This is a genomic window from Hafnia alvei (assembly GCF_964063325.1).
In the GTDB taxonomy this organism is placed as follows: Bacteria; Pseudomonadota; Gammaproteobacteria; order Enterobacterales; family Enterobacteriaceae; genus Hafnia; species Hafnia alvei_B.
Genome location: NZ_OZ061315.1, coordinates 2,826,599 through 2,845,345 on the forward strand (window position 1 = coordinate 2,826,599; position 18,747 = coordinate 2,845,345).

An 18,747-nucleotide genomic window follows, 5' to 3' on the forward strand; every position below is an offset into this window, starting at 1 on the left:
CACATCTGATTCTATAACCGACGGGGTAACATCATGAATAAGTGGAAAATCATCGCCGCATCAAGTTTTGTCTTCGCCATGGGTAATGCAATGGCATTAACCAACCCGGCTTACGTATTCCAATTTACGCCTCAGACAGCCGCGTTGGGTGGAGAGGTTCAGGTATATCAGCAAGGGAGTAATAACTACTCTAACGTCAATCAAGACTCTGCTATTTTGTCCAAAACCTCGGTGTCACAATCGGGTGGTTTCCTTGGCGGTAGCAATAATAGCGCCACGGTCAATCAAAACGGGAATATCAGCTTGGTTGATATTAACCAAGTGGGCAACGGCCACTCTGCAACGTCGAGTCAAAATGGTGATTGGTCAGTGACCGAAGTTTCACAAAGCGGCCTCGTCGGTAACTCGGCGACAACCAGCCAAAACGGTGACTTCTCAAGAACCGCCGTATCGCAGTCTGGCCTTGGTTTAAACAACGCCGTCACTACGCAAAATGCTGATGCCGCCGTGATTGTTGTTCGCCAAAATGGTGCATCTAACTACGCCAACAGCAGCCAAAATGCTAACTTCTCCTATTCTAACGTCAACCAAATTGGCCTTGGCAACGTTTCCTTTGTAAGCCAGAACTGATTACGCCTCCATCCTATAAAACAGGGCTATGCCCTGTTTTATTTTTTATTCGGAGCCTTAAATGCATACATTGCTTATCGCTTCTCTGCTATCCAACCAGCTTTGGTTTGATACTACGCAAGACGGCCAGTATTACGTCCTAACGCCCATGGCTTCTGTCGCGACGTCGTGCCTGTGTCATATTGGCGTTGATGTCATTCGCCGTGGCATCCATGGTGAAAGCACTTCGCGACAAAATGGCGTTATTCAGCTCATGGCGAATCAAAAGCAGGCTTTAGGCCAGATGAGTTTCCCCGTTCAGCAAGGAGACTGGCTGCAGGTCACTATTGTATTAACCGATGGGGATGCACTGCGGATTGAAAAGCGGGTTATTCTGCCGGATAAAGTTTAAGACAATAGGCTTTGCTCCAAATAAAAAAGGAAATGCCTGTTAAAGCATTCCCTTTCGTTAGCAACAGCGCATAATTCTTAATGATTAAACGGTTTTAAATTCCGCCTCAGCATCCGCAAAACGCGTTTGAATCGTTTGAGAAGGTGTTTTGCCCATCAGGCTCACCACCACGATGGCAACGCTGGCAAAAATAAAGCCAGGAATAATTTCATACAAATTAAACCAGCCATATTGTTTCCAGATAATGACCGTCGCCGCACCGATAATCATCCCCACCAGCGCGCCGTTACGGGTCATTCTCGACCACATCACCGAAATCAGCACCACCGGACCAAACGCCGCGCCAAAGCCCGCCCACGCATAGCTCACCAAACCTAATACTCGGTTTTCAGGATTTGCCGCCAACGCAATCGCGATCAGCGCCACTAATAGCACCATTAAGCGTCCCACCCAAACCAGCTCGCGCTGAGAAGCTTTTTTGCGGAAGAAAGCCTTATATAAGTCTTCGGTTATCGCGCTAGAACACACTAGCAGCTGACAGCTTAACGTACTCATTACCGCAGCGAGAATGGCCGACAGCAATATTCCCGCAATCCACGGGTTAAACAAGATCTTCGCTAGCTCGATAAACACACGTTCGCCGTTTTCAGAAACGGTTCCCGCTTGGCTTGGGTTATTCTCAAAATAGGCAATACCGAAGAAGCCAACCGCCACCGCGCCGCCTAAGCACAGAATCATCCATGTCATGCTGATCCGGCGTGCATTGCGAATGGTATGGTGTGAATCAGCCGCCATGAAGCGCGCCAAGATATGTGGCTGGCCAAAGTAGCCAAGACCCCATCCCATTAATGAGATAATCGCAATGAGATTCAGCCCCTTGAACATATCGAGGTTTGCTGGATTTTTAGCCTCAATCACCAGCATCGACGTATCAATACCGCCCACGGCTAAAATAACGATAATCGGGGTTAAAATAAGGGCAAAAATCATCAGGCTGGCCTGAACCGTATCCGTCCAGCTGACGGCCAAGAAACCACCAATAAAGGTATAGATGATTGTTGCCGCCGCACCGGCCCACAGAGCCGTTTCGTAGCTCATTCCGAAGGTGCTTTCAAACAGACGAGCACCGGCCACAATGCCAGAAGCACAATAGATGGTGAAGAAAACTAAAATGACGATTGCAGAGATCACCCGCAGCAGCTTGCTAGTGTCTTCAAAGCGGCTGGTGAAATAATCCGGCAGCGTCAGGGCGTTGTTATTGGCCTCGGTGTGAACGCGCAAGCGCCCCGCCACCAGCTTCCAGTTCAGATACGCCCCCACGGTTAAACCAATGGCAATCCAGCTTTCAGAGATGCCTGAAAGATAAATCGCGCCGGGCAGCCCCATCAGCAGCCAGCCGCTCATATCGGAAGCCCCTGCCGACAGCGCAGTCACGACGCTACCTAAACTGCGTCCGCCCAAAATATAGTCATCAAAATTATTCGTGGCGCGATAAGCCACTAAACCAATGACGATCATTCCCAAGATGTAGACCAAAAAGGTCACCAACATCGGTGTACTTATCATGCAGGTGTCTCCGTATTTTATTTATGCCCAGGACTCAGGCTTTTTTATGCAAATTATGTCGTTTTAAAAATCGGCCACATCGGAACGATGACATGGCCGAACCCCATCTCAAATAAAACCAATAAGGAAAATCTAAACGTCGGCATCTTATGAACAGGCGAGTTTCATTAACAAGTTTTTTAACTTAAAAGTTACACAAAGTTTACCACCCATCACATTTTATGCGGTGAACGGTTGCAACTCAAATCCATTTGCATGCGCCAACGCAGATTGCACTGAAAAATATCCCTTTAAATTATAATGAATTATTTATCTTGTAGTGCAACCATCAAACTGACACCCCCTCATTGTTCGCATTCTATCCGTTAGCGCAAAACCTGCGCTATTTCACACATTGAACACTTAGACCATTTAACAAGGTTGCACAAAGTTGCAACATTCATCATGAACGGGATATGCTCAGGCTCTACCTTAAAAAAATAAAACGGAGTAGGACGGCATGGGCACCACCACTATGGGTGTAAAACTTGATGAAGCGACTCGAGATCGTATTAAAGCCGCCGCACAGCAAATCGATCGCACGCCGCATTGGGTTATCAAACAAGCCATTTTCAATTATCTTGAGCGAGTAGAGAGCGGTAGCGCCCTACCAGAGCTCCCCCTCCCTGCTTCAGACACCGTTTCTAACGACACCGAAGAAAACATCGCGCCTCAGGAACAGCCGCTTCAGCCGTTCCTCGACTTTGCCGAACAAATTCTGCCGCAGTCGGTTTCGCGCTCCGCGATCACCGCTGCCTATCGTCGCCCGGAAAATGAAGCCGTTTCCATGCTGCTAGAACAAGCCCGCATGGCACCGGAGCTGGCACAGTCAACGCACCAGATGGCGTATAAAATCGCGGAAAAACTGCGTAACCAGAAAAGCGCTAACGGTCGCGCCGGTATAGTACAAAACCTATTGCAGGAATTTTCGCTCTCGTCGCAGGAAGGCGTGGCGCTGATGTGTTTAGCCGAGGCGTTGTTACGCATTCCCGATAAAGCCACGCGCGATGCGCTTATTCGCGACAAAATCAGCAACGGTAACTGGCATTCTCATCTTGGTCGCAGCCCATCGCTGTTTGTTAATGCCGCGACGTGGGGATTACTGCTGACCGGTCGCTTAGTGGCAACCCACAACGAATCTAATCTCTCGAGCTCACTTAACCGCATTATTGGCAAGAGCGGTGAACCGCTGATCCGCAAAGGTGTGGATATGGCGATGCGCTTGATGGGCGAGCAATTTGTCACGGGTGAGACCATTGCTGAAGCGCTGGCTAACGCGCGTAAGCACGAAGATAAAGGCTTCCGTTACTCATACGATATGCTGGGTGAGGCCGCGCTGACCGAAGTCGACGCCCAACGCTATATGATTTCATACCAACAGGCGATCCACGCCATCGGCAAGGCGTCGAACGGACGCGGCATCTATGAAGGCCCAGGGATTTCAATCAAGCTTTCTGCCTTACATCCACGCTACAGCCGTGCGCAATACGAACGCATGATGGACGAGCTTTACCCTCGCCTTCTCTCTCTGACCTTACTGGCGCGCAGCTACGACATTGGTATTAATATTGATGCTGAAGAAGCCGACCGCCTTGAAATCTCGCTCGATTTGCTCGAGCGCTTATGCTTTGAGCCCGACCTCGCCGGTTGGAACGGCATTGGCTTCGTTATTCAGGCCTATCAAAAACGCTGTCCTGCGGTGATTGACTATGTGATCGATTTAGCACAGCGCAGCCATCGCCGTTTGATGATCCGTCTGGTGAAAGGTGCATACTGGGACAGCGAAATTAAACGCGCTCAGGTTGATGGACTGGAAGGCTATCCGGTGTACAGCCGCAAGGTGTATACCGATGTCTCTTATTTGGCCTGCGCCCGCAAGCTTCTTGGCGTTCCTAACGCCATATATCCCCAGTTTGCTACCCATAACGCCCATACGTTGTCGGCCATTTATCATTTGGCAGGACAAAACTACTATCCGGGTCAGTATGAATTCCAATGTCTGCATGGCATGGGTGAACCGCTATACGATCAGGTCGTCGGGAAAATTGCCGACGGAAAATTCAACCGTCCTTGCCGTATTTATGCACCGGTCGGCACGCACGAAACCCTGCTGGCCTATTTGGTTCGTCGCCTATTAGAAAACGGAGCGAATACCTCATTTGTTAACCGCATTGCCGATACCACGCTGCCGTTAGACGAACTGGTTGCCGATCCGGTATCCGCCGTTGAAGCCATGGCGGCCAAAGAAGGCGCGGTAGGTCTGCCACATCCACGTATTCCATCACCGCGTGGGCTTTACGGTGAAGACCGCCGCAATTCACGCGGTTTAGACCTCTCCAACGAACAACGTTTAGCGTCGCTTTCCAGCGCATTGCTCAGCAGCGCCAGCACGCCTTGGGTCTGCACGCCCATCATTGAAGGCGATGTATCGAGTCAAGAACAGCCTCAGGCCGTGATTAACCCGGCCGAGCCCCGTGACGTTGTTGGTTATGTCACTCCATCTAGCGATGCCGATGTTGAGACCGCATTGACTAGCGCCGTCGGCGCAGGGCCAATCTGGTTCTCAACGCCTCCAGCACAGCGTGCTGCCGTCTTAGAACGCGCTGCCGACTTAATGGAAGACCAGTTACAAAGCCTGTTAGGCCTATTGGCGCGTGAGGCCGGAAAAACATTCAATAACGCCATTGCCGAAGTGCGCGAAGCGGTTGATTTCCTACGCTATTACGCTCAGCAGGTCCGTAATGATTTTGCTAACGATACACACCGCCCGCTGGGGCCCGTAGTTTGCATCAGCCCGTGGAACTTCCCTCTGGCAATCTTCACCGGACAAGTCGCCGCGGCATTAGCTGCAGGTAACAGCGTATTGGCCAAACCTGCCGAACAAACGCCGCTGGTTGCCGCACAGGCCGTACGCATCTTGCTAGACGCCGGTGTGCCTGCTGGCGTTCTGCAGCTATTGCCAGGTGAAGGTGAAACCGTGGGTGCCAAGTTAGTGGGCGATAGCCGCGTGCGTGGCGTGATGTTTACCGGTTCCACCGCCGTTGCCGGTCTATTGCAGCGTAATATTTCAGGCCGCTTGGATCCTCAGGGTCGCACCACGCCGCTGATTGCCGAAACCGGTGGTTTGAATGCGATGATCGTCGACTCATCGGCGCTTACTGAGCAAGTGGTTACCGACGTGGTCGCCTCGGCGTTTGATAGCGCCGGTCAACGTTGCTCTGCGCTACGCATTCTGTGCGTCCAAGAAGACATCGCCGATCACACCCTACAAATGCTGCGTGGCGCGATGGCGGAATGCCGAATGGGCAATCCTGAACGCCTCTCAACCGATATCGGCCCGGTGATTGACGCTGAAGCCAAAGAGAATATTGACCGCCATATTCAAACAATGCGTGCCAAAGGGCGCGATGTTTATCAGGCCGCCTTTGACCATTCACAGGATAGCCAAGAGTGGCAACGTGGCACCTTCGTTAAACCTACGCTGATTGAGCTTGAAAGCTTTGATGAACTTGAGCAGGAAGTGTTTGGGCCGGTGCTCCATGTGGTTCGCTACAACCGTCAGAATCTTGACGCGCTGATTGAGCAAATCAATGCGGCAGGTTATGGCTTAACGTTAGGCATTCATACTCGCATCGACGAAACCATCATTAAAGTCACCGAGCAGGCTAAAGTCGGTAACCAGTACGTGAACCGTAATATGGTCGGCGCGGTAGTCGGTGTGCAACCCTTCGGCGGAGAAGGTCTCTCGGGCACGGGGCCAAAAGCCGGCGGGCCGCTGTATGTTTATCGTCTGCTGTCTAGCCGCCCTAACGACGCCGTATGCCGTACTCTGGCACGCCACGACGGCGATCAAAACATCGACACCACGCAACGCCAGCCGCTATTGACCGCTCATCAGGCGCTCTTAACGTGGGCACAACAAGAGAAAATGACCGAGCTTGCTCAGCATTGCCAAGAGTTTGGTGATTGGTCACAAGGTGGCACGGTTCGTTTGCTACAAGGCCCAACCGGCGAACGCAATACCTACGCCCTGCTGCCACGTGAGCGCGTGCTGTGCCTCTTCAGCAATGAGCAGGATGCCTTAATTCAGTTAGCCGCCGTGCTTGCGGTAGGCAGCCGAGTTCAATGGATCGACAGCGAGGTTCAGCGCACGCTATATCGCCGCTTGCCAGCAGCCATACAGCAACAGATTAACGTGGCTAAATCATGGGATGCCGACGGCGTAGAGTTTGATGCTGTTATCTATCACGGTGACTCCGATCAGCTCCGTAGCCTGTGTGAGCAAATCGCCGAACGTCCGGGAGCCATTGTCTCCGTGCAAGGTTTCTCGCACGGTGAAACGGGAATTTTGCTCGAACGCCTGCTATTAGAACGTTCGCTGAGCGTGAATACCGCCGCTGCGGGGGGAAATGCGAGTTTAATGACTATAGGATAATGATGGTGAGTTCGGTGTAAGGTTACGTCCGGTGTAAGGTTTTGGCCGGTGTAAGTTACGTCCGCCTAATGCACAATTTCTCACATAGGCATTGTGCGGGCGTCCGTGTTAGGGGGCCAATCGCCGCCCCCTAACAACCCGGCTTGGCACCGTTCTTCAGCCTGCTTCGCAGGTTCCCTCATCTCGTCATTCCGGCTTTAACGGAGCGAGCGACAATCGGCATCCATGCCTCCGTCGCTCTTTTGCCGACGTCCAGTCGGCAAATCCTAGCCTGCATTCCTCTATTCGGCTGAAGAACAACGTGCCGGAAAAGGTCAAAATCAAATTCAAAAGATTTTATTTGTTTATGTATTGGGAGAAAGAGCAACGCTAACAGGATGTTAGCGTTAGGGGAGGAGGCGCCAAGGATGGCGCATGCCGACCCGGCGCGGAGATGGCGTCTCGGATAAAAGCGCGCGAGTGCAGAGACCACGCGCTGGTGGTCTCTGCCCGTACGCCTTCACCCATGCGGCATTGAAACTCGATATAGACAGGCGGGCGGAATGTTTAACCGTTGTGACATAAATGTCTAGCGAACGAAACCATCACTCAAATATAACTCAGCGGCTCATCCACTAACTTCTCCCCTAAAAACTTCTCCAAAAACAGCTTGGTTCTTGGGTGTTGGGGATGAGCAAACAGCTCTTTCGCCGCGCCTTGCTCTACGATCCGGCCTTCGTCCATAAAAATAGCTCGGTTGGCAACGTCACGGGCAAAACTCATTTCGTGGGTCACGATCACCATAGTGCGATTTTCTTCTGCCAGCGCACGGATGGTGCTTAACACTTCGCCCACTAGCTCAGGATCCAGCGCCGACGTTGGCTCATCAAATAGGATCACTTCAGGCTGCATAGCCAGCGCACGGGCTATCGCCACACGCTGCTGCTGCCCACCCGATAAACGCTTAGGGAAAGCATCTTCTTTGCCCTTCAAACCGACTTTAGCCAGCAATTCACGCGCTCGCGCAATCACCACGTCGCGCTTTTCCCCCTTCACCACCACCGGACCTTCAATGATATTTTCCAATACCGTGCGGTGTGGGAACAGGTTGAAGTTTTGGAATACAAAACCCACTTCCTGGCGAAGTTTCCGAATCGCCGCTTTCTGGCGGCCCAAAGGCTGATCGCCATGAATAGTGACATCGCCGACTTGAATCGTGCCGCCGTCAGGCTCTTCTAATAAATTAATACTACGCAGCAGGGTCGTTTTACCTGAGCCGCTTGGCCCAATAATCGCAACCACCTCACCCTTTTCAACCGTCAGATCAACGCCGTGCAGTACGGTGTTTCCGTTAAAGGATTTTGTCAGATTTTTTACTTCAATAGTGCTCACTGTAGCTCCTAAACGGATAGGCCTAAAATTAATACCTTACGGGGAGGGATAGCGCCATATTGGCCGCATTCACCCGATATAACCGCAACTGTAGCAACTCAACGCGATGAATAAAAAATTTTGCCGGAATAAGGTTAGATTGATATGGAATAAAAAACAAAAAAGCCACCGCATAACGATGGCTTTTTTATTCTGACAAAGAGGCTAATAGACCGCTTCTTTTTGCCAGTTTAGATATTGATCGTACTTTCGCAGCGCAATGCGATAGTTATTTTGATTCGCATCAGCGATATGTTCAATCATATGCCACTGCTGTTCACTGCCGCAGAACTTCTCGGCAGGGAAATCACTGGCGCGCAGCATATCGTCTAAGCGACGTAAACGCACAATATACTCACGAATTGAGCTATGGCTCATTTCTGTTTGCTCAAACAAATATTGCTTAAAATCGAGAATATCGAAGTAGTCTGCATGACAATGGCAGTAAACATCGCTGCAGAAACGGCACAGCGCGGTGATTTCCTGCTCGAGCTCTTGCCAAACTCGGTCATCAATCAGTTGATCCATACCTGCAAGCACTTCGCGATCGAGAATTTTCCCGCGAAATACTAAAGACATACGATCGAGCGATTTACCACAATGAGAGCAATCGCACTGACTATGTTTAAAATCTTTCAAATAGCGACTCAAAGGTCGTCTTTTTTGTAGGGATGCCGTCATGACAACATTTCCATATTTATGAATAACTGTTGGCGTATTAGCTTTGGCTTGCCAGCTTAGTGCGTAAGCGTTTGATCGCCTGACTGTGTAGCTGACTAACGCGAGATTCTCCGACCTCAAGCACCGCACCGATTTCCTTTAGGTTCAGCTCTTCTTGATAGTAAAGCGTAAGAACCAGTTTTTCACGTTCCGGCAGTGCTTCAATCGCAGTAATCACACGCTGGCGCAGGTCTCCTTCCAACAACTGCTTAAGAGGATTAGCATCCTCATGCTGCTGGAAAACAGGTTCGGCGCTGTCGCCGTGCTCTTCTCGCCACTCATCATAAGAAAAAAGATGGCTGGTATTGGTATCCAACAAAATCTGCTGGTACTCCACCAAGGGCATATCCAGTTCTTGCGCTATTTCGGTTTCTGTTGGTGCGCGATGCAGACGCTGTTCGGCGCGCTGCATAGCCGCTGAAACTTCACGGGCATTTCGACGCACGCTGCGCGGAACCCAATCACGACTGCGGAGCTCGTCGAGCATCGCACCGCGAATGCGCTGAACCGCATAGGTGGTAAAAGCCGTCCCCTGCATGGCATCGTAGCGTTCGACCGCGTGCAACAGCCCAATACCTCCGGCCTGAAGCAGGTCGTCCAGTTCAACGCTGGCGGGCAGGCGAACCTGCAAACGCAGCGCTTCATGGCGCACTAGCGGAGCGTAGCGCTGCCACAGGGAATTTTTGTCGATCACGCCGTCGGCGGTATACAATTCACTCACGTTGACAGAACCCGGGTTGATGGATGCCCGGCTATTATCTAACCCTCACGCGCAAGCCAATGGCGCGATTAGTCAGCAAAAATGCCCCCTTTTCTCACGTTGCCTTTTCGAGAAGACGAGATTGCTCAGTTATTGCACACGTGGTTGATACGAAAAACCCCGCGTACAGCGGGGTTTGCTTTACTTCATGCTGGCAAATGATTAACGCAGCAGAGTCAGAACGTTCTGAGTAGACTGGTTAGCCTGAGCCAACACTGAAGTACCCGCCTGCTGCAGAATGTTTGCACGGCTCATGTTAGACACTTCGGTCGCGTAGTCAGCATCCTGAATACGAGACTGGGAAGCGGTCAGGTTGTTAACGGTGCTGTTCAGGTTGTTGATAACAGAATCGAAACGGTTCTGTACCGCACCCAGAGATGAACGCAGGGAGTCAACTTGAGACAGCGCGGAGTCCAGCGCAGCCAGTGGGTCAGTGGTTTTTGGCGTTGCAGACAGCGCTTTACCTACGGTGACTTTACCTGCTGCATCAACGCTTGCGCCGGTATAAGTTGCTTTACCCGCTGCGTCAGTGCCTTCGATAACATAACCCGCTACACCTTTAGCATCGGTATAGCTTTTCAGCGTGCCGCCTGCTGGGATGTTAGTTAAATCGATATTGGTTGTGCCAACAGAAACTGAAGCAGTTTCTTTAGCCGTTGCCAGATCGCCCGCTACGGTTGCGGTTTTAGTGGTTGAATCCCAAGTCACTTTACCGTCAGCAGCAACGGTTGCATCGTAGTAGTCAGTACCAGATTTAACTAATTTTACGCCTGCATCGGTGGTATATAACTTGCCATCAGATACTTTTGGTGCCGCATTCGCATCAGCCTGAACAACTGGTGCGCCCATTTTAGGGGTTGTGGTGGCAGCAGCGCCAACGCCTGCAACGTTAACGCCGTTTGCAACGCTGAAGGTATCCAGTTTCAGAGTGGTCGCGTCAATTTTCTGCAGGTCGATATCGATAGTTTCGTTGTCGTTAGCACCAACCTGAATAGTCAGTTTGTTGGTACCGCTCAACACTTTAACGCCGTTGAAGTCGGTTTGTTCAGAGATGCGGTTGATTTCAGACAGACGCTGAGTGATTTCGTCTTGGATAGACTGCAAATCGCTATCAGAGTTAGAGCCGTTCTGAGCCTGAACGGTCAGACGACGGATGTTTTGCAGGTTGTCGTTCACTTCGTTCAGAGCACCTTCGGTGGTCTGCGCCAGAGAGATACCGTCGTTGGCGTTACGAGAAGCCTGAGTCAAACCCTTGATGTTTGCAGTGAAGCGGTTAGAGATCGCCTGACCTGCCGCATCGTCTTTCGCGCTGTTGATACGCAGACCAGAAGACAGACGCTCAATAGCGGTACCCAGTGAAGACTGAGATTTGTTCAGGTTGTTCTGTGCCATCAAAGACAGGCTGTTGGTGTTAATTACTTGTGCCATAGTGAGCTTTCCTTACGAATCATCTGCGATAGTCGCATCTTAGTTAATGGGTCGGGCCTGATTGCCCTACGGCGTCAGCCACCGTCCACACAGGTATCGGCGCTCCCCAATTAACCTTTAGGAAATTTTTAAATTATTTTTCTCAGTAATTCCGCTGTTTCGACAATCGCTTAAATAAGGCCCACTTTTCGTCTTCTATCGTCCCATCACTTTTTCATATTATTTTGTAAACTTTTTTCCTACTGAGCCGATAACGCGTATAGCGCATGAAAATATATAAGGAAAATACTGATGGCTTCTATTTCTTCTTTAGGGATCGGCTCAGGTCTCGACTTAAACGGGCTGCTCGACAAACTGTCCACGGCAGAACAGCAACGCTTAACGCCCTATACCACGCAGCAAACCAGCTATAAAGCGCAGCTGACGGCGTATGGCACGTTAAAAAGCTCGTTGGAAAAATTCGATAACCTAAGTAAAGATTTGGCTAAGGCCGATTTCTTTAATACCACCAAGGCATCCATTCACGATCAGTTTACGGTGACGACGAATGCCAAAGCGGTTGCCGGTAACTACAGCGTCGAAGTTAAACAGTTGGCGCAGGCACAAAGCTTAACCACGCAACAAATAGTCACCGATCAAGCCGCACAGTTAGGCACCCCAGGCGCTAGCGGCCGTTCTATCGATCTGACCCAAGGTACACCGCCGAAGACAACCTCTATTCCTTTAGGCGATGGTCAAACTTCACTGCTGGAAATGCGTGATGCGATTAATGGGGCAAAAGCGGGAGTCACTGCCAGTATCGTTCGCGTCGGCGATAACAGCTATCAGCTAGCATTAACCTCTTCATCTACTGGCTCAGCCAATCAGATGACGGTAAAAGTGAATGGCGATAGCAAATTGGGCGATCTGCTTGATTTCGATCCTAGCGCAACGTCAAGCTCACCAACGGCGATAAAGCAAACGGTAGCAGCTAAAGATGCCATTATCACCATGAATGGCACCGAAATTGTACGCAGCAGCAATACCATCACCGATGCTCCACAGGGCACCACAATAGAGCTGAAAGCTAAAACCAAAGACGGTGAGCCGCAAAACCTGATCCTGAGCGCTGATAACTCAGGTGCGATGGACAAAATTAAAAGCTGGGTAGATAGCTATAACTCCCTGCTGGATACCTTTACCTCGCTGACCAAATACACCCCGGTAAAAACGGGTGAAGTACAGTCAAAAACCAACGGCGCCCTGTTAGGGGATAACACCCTACGTGGCGTGCAGGCAGCGATTAAAGGCGCATTGAGTTCGGCTCAGGATAACCCTGAACTCAAAGGCCTCGGCAATTTGGGGATTACCACCGATGGTAAAACCGGCAAATTGACCGTAGACAGCGACAAACTCACCAAAGCCTTTACCGATCATCCAGACCAAGTGGCTAACTTCTTTGTTGGCAATGGAAAAGATAGCGGTATGGCAACCAATATTCACAATGAAATTCAAAGTTATATCAAGGCCGGCGGCGTGATCGAATCAACTACAAAAAGCATTAATACCAACTTAGATCGCCTGAGCGTTCGTATCGACAGCGTCAGTGACAGCATTCAGGAAACCATCGACCGCTACAAAGCCCAATTTGTCCAGCTGGATACCATGATGTCAAAACTCAATAGCACCAGCTCATATTTAACCCAACAGTTCACCGCCATGAACTCATAGCACAGGTAATAACACATGTATAAAGCGACGGGCTCACAAGCCTACGCTGAGATTGGTTTGGAGAGTGGCGTGATGAGCGCCAGTCCTCACCAGCTCATCGTTATGTTATTTGACGGGGCGCATAGCGCCCTAGTTCGCGCCCGCCTGCATATGCAGGCAGGGCAAACGCAGCTCAAAGGTCAGTCAATCACCAAAGCGATTAACATCATTGATAATGGCCTGAAGGCGGGGCTTAATCTGGAAAAAGGCGGAGAGCTTGCAGAAAACTTATCAGCGCTGTATGACTATATGGTTAAACGCCTGTTACATGCTAATCTTCATAATGATGAAGTTACAATCCAACATGTCACGGACCTGTTAGATAACATTGCCGATGCGTGGCGTCAGATCGGCCCACAATCTCAACCTACTCAGCAGGACCACTTATAATGTACGGAATACAGCCCTTGTCACACGCGTACCGTCATATCCTTTCGCTCAGCGAAAGCATGCTGGAGCTTGCTAAGCGTTCTGAGTGGGACTCGCTCGTTAAACTGGAGATGGAATATCTGCAAGCGGTGGCGAAAACCACCGAGCTGATGCCTATTTCGGAGGTGGATTCAGCCATGCAGGCGGAGCTACGCCGTATTTTAGCCAAAATTCTTGATAATGAGGCAGAAATCAAGCGCCTGCTTCAGGCACGCATGGACGAACTAAGCCAGATAATAGGAAAAACTTCACGACAACAAGCCGTCACCCACACATACGGACAGTTTTCCGACAGCGAAGGGTATCCTGGCGATTTACTTTGATCTTTTTATTCAACACCAGTATTTTCCATACTCAGGCATGATTTTTTATTAAAAACGCTTTAAATAATAATACTTCAATAAGAAAAACTGCGAATGATTATATCAGCCATATTGCTATGGCATTAATAATCAACATTATTTTTTAGTAACACAGAGCGAATACGCTTAGCTACATTACTTTTAATAACCATTATATTCCAGGTGAATTAATTAGGAATGGTCACGTCGGTATAGTGCCCATTCATCTATTCTCTCCCCCGTTGGCAATAAACAATCAGTGCTCACGCCAAGCTCTGTTGTTTTGTTAATTTCTTTGCCTCCCAGTTTTAAACAATACACTGAGGCTGGATTTGGCATCCCGATCGCTCCCTGTGTAGGAGTAGGAGCAGCATCTGCGGTGGGAGCCGCGTTGCCTGACACACAACCCGCTAGCATGAGGCTACTCATTCCAGCAATCACGAACATACCTACTTTCATCATTTTGTTTATCATCCTAAAAAAATCTAAAACATTATCGTTTTTCCAGCACATAGGATCAGATAATTACTCTTGCTCATTATAGGGTTTATCATCGAGAAGGTTAACTTTTTATATAAAAAATAAATAAATAGGCTAATTACATTATTTGAAATAATTTATTGGTTAAAAATAGTAAAACTAACACCACAAAACTAATCAATTTATAGGTAAAGCTATAAGATTCTGCTATATCTTAGCTTGCCGCTTCTCTCATTTGGAAAAGGATCTATGGCTACGCTTCGTAATCTCAAAACTGCGCTATTAATCGGCGCATTGGCTCTAACCGGTTGTGCAACCAAAACTGCAACACCTGACCAGTATTCAGGGTTTTTAAAAGACTATTCAAACTTAACAGAAACCAAGTCATCTTCAGGTTTGCCGGTTATGCGCTGGGTTGATCCAAGTTTTAAATCCAGCCACTACGACAAACTGATTTATAACCCAGTGACCTATTATCCTGAGCCTAAACCTACTACGCAGATTGGTAAAAACGTATTAGAGGGTGTGCTTAACTACACCAATACCAAGCTTAAAGCAGCGGCTGCCCAGCGTGCTACGCTGGTGACACAACCTGGTCCAAACACGCTAATTTTCCGCGGCGCTATCACCGCGGTTGATACCAGCAAAGAGGGATTGCAGTTCTATGAAGTCATTCCAATTGCGATGGTTGTTGCAGGAACACAAGCGGCAACGGGGCACCGTACTATGGACACTAACTTGTTCTTCGAAGGTGAGTTAATTGACTCTCAAACTAACAAAGTAGTGATGAAAGTGGTGCGTAAAGGCTCTGGCAAACAGCTGTCTAACTCTAATCAGCTGTTGACCGTAGAGGATTTGAGAACTGTGATTGACAACATGGCGACCGATGCCACGATGTTCGATATAAAATAATCCACTACAGCGAAAAAGATAGTTATTCATAGCCAGCCGCCCTACGCGGCTGGCTTTTTTATGCCCTTTGTCTTTAGCAAGCGCGTCGAGGCAAAAAAAATCCCGCGCCAAACGGTGCGGGAAACCATACTAGAAATTTGAAAACAAACGTTCTGAAGCAATAAGCCATGGGTTTGAGCAATCTGAACGATTCCCCATCGCTGTATATATAATTATATAGCGAGTAAGTTTAAAGTGCAAACACCCAATGTAATCTCAAGACGTTAGCGTTTTTTCACTGCGTAGGAGCAGGTGTAAGCCATGCGTTTCAACGTTGGGACCGTGCTTGCGAGTGGAGGGATCTGCGTTGCATTATCAAAACCATTTTCTTTGCAGTAGCTTAACGCGTCAGCGTCCATCGCCGCTTTGTTCACTTTTTCAGGATCATAGCGATAGATAACGGCTTGATTAGCTTCATGCTCATCTAATCGCACAAAACCATTTGGTGTACTTACACACCCAACCAGAACAGCAGGTAACAGCACGGATAACAGCATCGGTAACAACGGAGGAAAGGTATATTTCTTCATAAGAATCTCACACAAATTTTGTTCTTATGATAACGGTAAGTCATTCATGCATAAACCAGATAAATACGAATAACGGGCGTTCTGCAGAAAAAAAGACCACTTTCGCGGTCTTTCCACATGGTCTGATTACAGTTTAAACAACCCTTTAATGACAATTTTAGCTATGGCCGGATTATTTTCTTTAGCTCCTTTAATCAGGTATTGATTAATCGCAGCTAAAACGTCATGCGGAGAGGGTTCTTCTTTTTCCGCACTAACAAGGTGTGAGCCATTTCCCTGGAAAATAACTTCGCCGTTGATATCTAAACCTTCATAATAACTAATGTAGCTAACCTTCATATCAAATCCCGTATATTTTATCTGATGTATAAACTACTGTTATGCCTAACTTTATGTTAGGTAATTATTTTATCATCTAAAATCGGGTTATATATGTAGACTCTCTTACAACTGTATTCAATTTTGCAGTATTAAACGTCATATTTCAGTCAGCATACGCTGCCGTATGCTGACCATAAATATGGTGTTTTTTAAATAGCTATTGTTAACTCGGTAAAAAACACGCTACCAACCACACACGTTAGTCTCTTCGTCGGTATCATAGCCGCGAACAATATTGACTAAGTCTTTAACCGCATCCGCTGAAGTCGTAGGATTTTTTAAATCTTCAAGTGTTAAGAAATGTGAATCTACCGACACGCCATTATTTTTATTAGTGACCGTAAGTGTAAAACCTTCGCCATCATTATTTGTATCATCGAGATTATTAATAAGCTCAATAACCAAACCCGTCGCAACATCTGGGATATATAATGCCATTGGCTTTAGGTAAATTTTCTCCGCACTACTCTGATTGCTATCATTAGAGATAGCGATTGCGTAGCCTTTATTCTCAATCATATTCTCAACCGTATTTTCACCCGTCATTATATACCTTCCCTTACTGTTCTAATAGGATGTTGGGATCAACGTAAAAATCAACGTTAAAAACCGTATCATCAGATAAGGCTTCAATCCGGTGCCATTTTTCAGGCGGAAACACGCCAAACTGCCCTGCCTCAATGGTTAGCGTTTCGATAGCTTCAGGGCTGGTTTCGTCGGCATAGCCGTAATAACGGATAGTACCCTGCATCACACACAGGCGCGGATAGACACCTTGACGAGTACCCGCGTCCAAATGGCGTTTCCAAATTGAAGCTGGGGCTGTTTCTTTTGTCCACAAGGGTGTCGTGCGTGTATGAACATAGTTTGTTGGTATAATAATGCGTTGCATATTTAAACCTCATATCGACGACTACTCAGAAAGAATATGAGCAGTACATGTGAATATGATGCATATCATATACCTTTTATTGGACAGCGTTAAGCTATTATCATGCTGGCAGGTATAGCTTTAAGATAATAAAACTCATGCAACTCCCGCCTATTAACATTAATAGGTAGGCACCTCCCCACTAGGGAGTATTAATAAAAAAGATGTTATTTTTATAAAAAAAATAGAACTGAAGTGGCACATAGAAATGACATATTGACAATTCTATTTTCATAACTAATAAATTAAGAATTTTCTTATTAAATTGAGAATAAAAAATGAGCGGCAGAATAGATTTGTCGTTCTTTTTTTATACAGACATATCAGGAGAGAATTTTCCCGAAGAACTTGTATGATTTTTAAAGCAATCCATTGCGGGTCAAAAATATCGAAGCAAAGTAACATCTACCATCCACTGGGTGCATGGTACGCATTGTCGCCTAAACAATTACAAGGAGGATAAACAGACACTAATCAATGCGATAGCCGATACGCTAAAAAGTGAACCTAACGCTAACAGCAAATACATCTGTTTAATTTTATAACCCATATTGCCACCTATTTTTATCTGACATGAGGCCTATCCAATAGGTTTAGACCGTTATATTCAAATATTAGCCACGCAAAGCACACCTTACAATCATACTAATCCGATAATGACCCCGCCCTCTATAGATGCATAACGTAGCAACGGAGTTCATCATTTGTACAACATTCGGTAAAAGGTGAACTCTGTTAACACCAAGTGTAGTAGGAAACAGCTTAACGCCACTTAAACAGCACGGTGAGGCTTTATACTAAATAAACGCTAAGGTTTATATTTCCGAGTTAGATAAGCTATAAAGCCAGAAACGGGAACCACAATAAGAAACGAATAGTGAATATAAACACCCACATAGGACGACTTAAATAAAAACACTAGCCAAATAAGTAAGCTAGTAATAAAAATAAACTTCGAATATTTATGGATTTTGGCAAACATGTCAGTGAGTTAAATGGCTCATAGGAGACATAATCATAATATTAAACGCCCGCGCTTAATAGTTAGGATATTTCTAACCTCCAGAACGACTACCCTCAACGCGTTTAGCCGTAAAAATATCTCTTTTGCCAGATGAGTCACCCAACTCCGCCGCCGTCGTTCCCTAGCAAAGTTGAGTTGTTAATAAAAAGCTCAGTTAAACAGGTAGTGAAACCCACTAAACCTGCATATTCATAATATCTTGATAGGCTGCAACTAAGCGGTTGCGCACCTGAATCCCCATCTGCAGCGAGATCCCTGATTTTTGCAAATCAACCATAACGTCGTTTAACGCTACGCCCGGTACGCCCATTTCAAAATTTTGCGCCTGAATCTTGGCATTATTTTGTGTGTCGCTAATACGATTCACTGCGGCTTTAAGTTCAGCGGCAAATGCCCCCTGTGGAGCCTCACTATTTTGGCTACGGTTTGCAGCTGAGACTGCCGTCGCCTGAAGCTGCTGAAGTACGCCTTCAATTCCCACTATCGCCACTGCTGATACCCTCTTTGTCTGTGTTTACCAAATGGCTTTTACCCATAAGGCATCACCCTAAC

At 47.8% G+C, this 18,747-nt stretch carries 18 protein-coding genes; 7 read left to right on the plus strand and 11 right to left on the minus strand.

Going from position 1 to position 18,747, the window contains the following annotated elements; genetic code table 11:
- Positions 1 to 33: 33 nt before the first annotated feature.
- Positions 34 to 630 carry a curlin gene (locus AB3Y96_RS13575; RefSeq protein ID WP_367299438.1) on the plus strand — a complete coding sequence of 199 codons (597 nt, stop codon included), beginning with the start codon at positions 34 to 36 and terminating at the stop codon, positions 628 to 630.
- 61 nt (positions 631 to 691) lie between these two features.
- Positions 692 to 1,021 (plus strand): curli assembly chaperone CsgC, encoded by a 330-nt coding sequence (csgC, locus tag AB3Y96_RS13580; protein ID WP_072308660.1) that lies wholly within the window; start codon positions 692 to 694, stop codon positions 1,019 to 1,021.
- 84 nt (positions 1,022 to 1,105) lie between these two features.
- On the opposite strand, the gene putP is transcribed toward csgC, so the two are convergent.
- Positions 1,106 to 2,587 (minus strand): sodium/proline symporter PutP, encoded by a 1,482-nt coding sequence (gene putP / locus AB3Y96_RS13585; RefSeq protein WP_139130927.1) that lies wholly within the window; start codon positions 2,585 to 2,587, stop codon positions 1,106 to 1,108.
- A gap of 499 nt (positions 2,588 to 3,086) precedes the next feature.
- On the opposite strand from putP, the gene putA reads away from it, so the two are divergent.
- On the plus strand, positions 3,087 to 7,061 hold the full coding sequence (gene putA / locus AB3Y96_RS13590; protein ID WP_367299439.1) for a trifunctional transcriptional regulator/proline dehydrogenase/L-glutamate gamma-semialdehyde dehydrogenase: 3,975 nt from the start codon (positions 3,087 to 3,089) through the stop codon (positions 7,059 to 7,061).
- Positions 7,062 to 7,649: 588 nt separating this feature from the next.
- Here putA and tcyN read toward each other — a convergent pair.
- The 4 genes from tcyN to AB3Y96_RS13610 all read right to left on the minus strand — a co-directional run bounded on the left by tcyN (position 7,650) and on the right by AB3Y96_RS13610 (position 11,379).
- Entirely contained in the window at positions 7,650 to 8,432 is a 783-nt protein-coding gene (gene tcyN, locus AB3Y96_RS13595) for an L-cystine ABC transporter ATP-binding protein TcyN (protein WP_072307746.1), read from the minus strand.
- A 204-nt stretch (positions 8,433 to 8,636) separates the two neighbouring features.
- The gene (gene fliZ, locus AB3Y96_RS13600) at positions 8,637 to 9,152 is read right to left on the minus strand and encodes a flagella biosynthesis regulatory protein FliZ (RefSeq protein ID WP_072307745.1); all 516 of its coding nucleotides are present in this window, start codon (positions 9,150 to 9,152) and stop codon (positions 8,637 to 8,639) included.
- A gap of 37 nt (positions 9,153 to 9,189) precedes the next feature.
- Positions 9,190 to 9,912 carry an RNA polymerase sigma factor FliA gene (locus AB3Y96_RS13605; RefSeq protein ID WP_004092872.1) on the minus strand — a complete coding sequence of 241 codons (723 nt, stop codon included), beginning with the start codon at positions 9,910 to 9,912 and terminating at the stop codon, positions 9,190 to 9,192.
- Between the two features lie 201 nt (positions 9,913 to 10,113).
- The gene (locus tag AB3Y96_RS13610) at positions 10,114 to 11,379 is read right to left on the minus strand and encodes a flagellin FliC (RefSeq protein WP_072307743.1); all 1,266 of its coding nucleotides are present in this window, start codon (positions 11,377 to 11,379) and stop codon (positions 10,114 to 10,116) included.
- A gap of 291 nt (positions 11,380 to 11,670) precedes the next feature.
- Here AB3Y96_RS13610 and fliD point away from each other — a divergent pair, with 291 nt between their 5' ends.
- The 3 genes from fliD to fliT are packed head-to-tail and all read left to right on the plus strand — an operon-like array spanning position 11,671 to position 13,880.
- Positions 11,671 to 13,089 (plus strand): flagellar filament capping protein FliD, encoded by a 1,419-nt coding sequence (gene fliD, locus AB3Y96_RS13615; RefSeq protein WP_072307742.1) that lies wholly within the window; start codon positions 11,671 to 11,673, stop codon positions 13,087 to 13,089.
- Positions 13,090 to 13,104: 15 nt separating this feature from the next.
- Complete coding sequence (gene fliS, locus AB3Y96_RS13620) at positions 13,105 to 13,518, plus strand: flagellar export chaperone FliS (RefSeq protein ID WP_025796593.1); 414 nt, start codon at positions 13,105 to 13,107, stop codon at positions 13,516 to 13,518.
- On the plus strand, positions 13,518 to 13,880 hold the full coding sequence (gene fliT, locus AB3Y96_RS13625) for a flagella biosynthesis regulatory protein FliT (protein WP_072307740.1): 363 nt from the start codon (positions 13,518 to 13,520) through the stop codon (positions 13,878 to 13,880). The genes fliS and fliT overlap by 1 nt, the downstream gene beginning before the upstream one ends.
- Before the next feature lie 210 nt (positions 13,881 to 14,090).
- Here fliT and AB3Y96_RS13630 read toward each other — a convergent pair whose 3' ends face one another.
- Positions 14,091 to 14,357, minus strand: coding sequence for a DUF333 domain-containing protein (locus AB3Y96_RS13630; protein WP_367300322.1), 267 nt, complete (start codon positions 14,355 to 14,357; stop codon positions 14,091 to 14,093).
- Between the two features lie 270 nt (positions 14,358 to 14,627).
- Between AB3Y96_RS13630 and AB3Y96_RS13635 the strand changes: the two genes are divergently transcribed.
- Positions 14,628 to 15,290, plus strand: a complete 663-nt coding sequence (locus AB3Y96_RS13635) for a DUF3313 domain-containing protein (protein WP_072307739.1) — start codon at positions 14,628 to 14,630, stop codon at positions 15,288 to 15,290.
- Positions 15,291 to 15,553: 263 nt separating this feature from the next.
- Here the strand turns inward: AB3Y96_RS13635 and AB3Y96_RS13640 are convergent, their stop codons facing one another.
- The 5 genes from AB3Y96_RS13640 to fliE all read right to left on the minus strand — a co-directional run bounded on the left by AB3Y96_RS13640 (position 15,554) and on the right by fliE (position 18,685).
- Positions 15,554 to 15,859 carry a hypothetical protein gene (locus AB3Y96_RS13640; RefSeq protein WP_072307738.1) on the minus strand — a complete coding sequence of 102 codons (306 nt, stop codon included), beginning with the start codon at positions 15,857 to 15,859 and terminating at the stop codon, positions 15,554 to 15,556.
- A 126-nt stretch (positions 15,860 to 15,985) separates the two neighbouring features.
- Positions 15,986 to 16,198, minus strand: a complete 213-nt coding sequence (locus tag AB3Y96_RS13645) for a hypothetical protein (protein ID WP_072307737.1) — start codon at positions 16,196 to 16,198, stop codon at positions 15,986 to 15,988.
- A 225-nt stretch (positions 16,199 to 16,423) separates the two neighbouring features.
- Positions 16,424 to 16,759 (minus strand): DUF1869 domain-containing protein, encoded by a 336-nt coding sequence (locus AB3Y96_RS13650; protein ID WP_367300323.1) that lies wholly within the window; start codon positions 16,757 to 16,759, stop codon positions 16,424 to 16,426.
- Positions 16,760 to 16,799: 40 nt separating this feature from the next.
- Positions 16,800 to 17,132 carry a DUF1971 domain-containing protein gene (locus tag AB3Y96_RS13655; protein ID WP_072307736.1) on the minus strand — a complete coding sequence of 111 codons (333 nt, stop codon included), beginning with the start codon at positions 17,130 to 17,132 and terminating at the stop codon, positions 16,800 to 16,802.
- Positions 17,133 to 18,370: 1,238 nt separating this feature from the next.
- Complete coding sequence (gene fliE, locus AB3Y96_RS13660) at positions 18,371 to 18,685, minus strand: flagellar hook-basal body complex protein FliE (RefSeq protein WP_025796725.1); 315 nt, start codon at positions 18,683 to 18,685, stop codon at positions 18,371 to 18,373.
- Positions 18,686 to 18,747 lie beyond the last annotated feature (62 nt).

What these genes read in the sequence shown, in the direction of transcription:
- AB3Y96_RS13645 (WP_072307737.1), bottom strand. Translation starts at nt 16,198, where the DNA reads ATGAAGGTTAGCTACATTAGTTATTATGAAGGTTTAGATATCAACGGC.
- putA (WP_367299439.1), top strand. Translation starts at nt 3,087, where the DNA reads ATGGGCACCACCACTATGGGTGTAAAACTTGATGAAGCGACTCGAGAT.
- fliS (WP_025796593.1), top strand. Translation starts at nt 13,105, where the DNA reads ATGTATAAAGCGACGGGCTCACAAGCCTACGCTGAGATTGGTTTGGAG.
- AB3Y96_RS13655 (WP_072307736.1), bottom strand. Translation starts at nt 17,132, where the DNA reads ATGCAACGCATTATTATACCAACAAACTATGTTCATACACGCACGACA.
- fliZ (WP_072307745.1), bottom strand. Translation starts at nt 9,152, where the DNA reads ATGACGGCATCCCTACAAAAAAGACGACCTTTGAGTCGCTATTTGAAA.
- putP (WP_139130927.1), bottom strand. Translation starts at nt 2,587, where the DNA reads ATGATAAGTACACCGATGTTGGTGACCTTTTTGGTCTACATCTTGGGA.
- AB3Y96_RS13630 (WP_367300322.1), bottom strand. Translation starts at nt 14,357, where the DNA reads ATGAAAGTAGGTATGTTCGTGATTGCTGGAATGAGTAGCCTCATGCTA.
- AB3Y96_RS13610 (WP_072307743.1), bottom strand. Translation starts at nt 11,379, where the DNA reads ATGGCACAAGTAATTAACACCAACAGCCTGTCTTTGATGGCACAGAAC.
- fliD (WP_072307742.1), top strand. Translation starts at nt 11,671, where the DNA reads ATGGCTTCTATTTCTTCTTTAGGGATCGGCTCAGGTCTCGACTTAAAC.
- AB3Y96_RS13635 (WP_072307739.1), top strand. Translation starts at nt 14,628, where the DNA reads ATGGCTACGCTTCGTAATCTCAAAACTGCGCTATTAATCGGCGCATTG.
- AB3Y96_RS13575 (WP_367299438.1), top strand. Translation starts at nt 34, where the DNA reads ATGAATAAGTGGAAAATCATCGCCGCATCAAGTTTTGTCTTCGCCATG.
- AB3Y96_RS13640 (WP_072307738.1), bottom strand. Translation starts at nt 15,859, where the DNA reads ATGAAGAAATATACCTTTCCTCCGTTGTTACCGATGCTGTTATCCGTG.
- csgC (WP_072308660.1), top strand. Translation starts at nt 692, where the DNA reads ATGCATACATTGCTTATCGCTTCTCTGCTATCCAACCAGCTTTGGTTT.
- AB3Y96_RS13650 (WP_367300323.1), bottom strand. Translation starts at nt 16,759, where the DNA reads ATGATTGAGAATAAAGGCTACGCAATCGCTATCTCTAATGATAGCAAT.
- fliT (WP_072307740.1), top strand. Translation starts at nt 13,518, where the DNA reads ATGTACGGAATACAGCCCTTGTCACACGCGTACCGTCATATCCTTTCG.